Source organism: Moorena sp. SIO2C4 (assembly GCF_010672485.1).
GTDB lineage: Bacteria > Cyanobacteriota > Cyanobacteriia > Cyanobacteriales > Coleofasciculaceae > Moorena > Moorena producens.
Genome location: NZ_JAAHGN010001582.1, coordinates 1 through 1,040, shown reverse-complemented (window position 1 = coordinate 1,040; position 1,040 = coordinate 1). Strand labels below are relative to the sequence as shown.

Here is a 1,040-nt window from a genome sequence, read left to right as displayed (position 1 = left end):
TTAAAAGATGATTTAACAAACATTCTAATTCTTCAATTGATTTGAAAACTCGATTGGCAATATATTCTTTTGCTGAATGCCAAACCAATTCAATTAAGTTATAATCAGGACTATACTCGGGAAGATATTCTAAATAAATATTCGGCATATCTTCTTCTATTTTATGAATATATTCGGCTTTTTTGTGAAAACTAGCATTGTCTAAAATAATGACGATTTTCGGTCCTTTATTAGCAAAGTCTTCTAGTTGATTACCCGCTTCCATCCATTCATTTTCTAGCTCTTTATAAAAGGTTTTTAAAACTTCATAAAAAGTTTGACTATTGCTTTTTTTGAGGAAATCTACAAATCTTTTTTTATCTGAATATCGCAAAGCTCCCATCACATTAACTCTCCCTTGCCTTTCGGGCAAAGCCCGACGCTGCGCGAACGGTCTCCTCTAACTTTTTTTCGCTTTCCTCTTTTACACCAGTTTTTTCTTCTGATGACTCTCAAACTAAATCCGCTTTCATCCCAAAACCATACCTGAAGACGCTCTGGGCTTTCTTTTTCTATTTTTAAATACTCATCTAGTTTCTTTTTAAATGCTTCCCTTTTTTTAGGGTCTTTTTTAGAATCTAAGCTATACTTTGACCAAAGGTAAACATATTTTTTCTTGACTAGTATCCTACGAACTTGAGACCCACTTAACTTGATGCCTGTTGTATCTTCTAAATGAACGGCTAATTTTTGAGCTGTCCATCGACCAAATTCATATCCTAATTCTTCGGGTTCTTTTTCGACTAATTCTAATAATACTTCTATATATTGTTTTGTTGCTTTTTGGTGATTGCCTTTCATTCTTTTATCTTTAAGACTCTCTAAGTCATCTGGATCTCCGTGGACACACCAATAACAGACTGTGTTCTTTGAACAACCCAAAACTTCAGCAATTTCTAACTGTGTTTTTCCACTATTCAACAACAGCAAAATTAAAATACGTTCTCTAATATTTCCATTTTCTTCTATTTTTAAGGCTTTTTGAAGTATTGTTTTTTGCT

Annotated in this window: 1 pseudogene; it reads right to left on the bottom strand. The window is 32.9% G+C overall.

Annotated elements, in window-relative coordinates:
- Positions 1-1,040: pseudogene (locus F6K20_RS39680) on the bottom strand (IS630 family transposase); the annotation flags it as partial.